This window comes from Corynebacterium sp. HMSC077D03, assembly GCF_001808545.1.
Classification (GTDB): Bacteria; Actinomycetota; Actinomycetes; order Mycobacteriales; family Mycobacteriaceae; genus Corynebacterium; species Corynebacterium simulans.
In genome coordinates, this window is record NZ_KV793701.1 from 75,613 (window position 1) to 75,941 (window position 329).

The following is a 329-nucleotide window of genomic DNA, read 5'->3' on the forward strand; positions in this document are numbered from 1 at the left end:
TCTCCGCGCACGCGGAGGTATTTCCGATAAGCAAATGGCAATCAGCGGCCCATACAACTCTTCTCCGCGCACGCGGAGGTATTTCCAGGGAGATTGCCGTCCCAGTACTGGTCGAGGACTCTTCTCCGCGCACGCGGAGGTATTTCCCGGGCTCGCGTCCATTGAATTCACGCTCCCGGCTCTTCTCCGCGCACGCGGAGGTATTTCCGCATTCCAAAAAGTTTCCCCCGAGCGCTGGGACTCTTCTCCGCGCACGCGGAGGTATTTCCCCTGCGGCCTGCAAGGTGCGTGTGGAGGAACTCTCTTCTCCGCGCACGCGGAGGTATTTC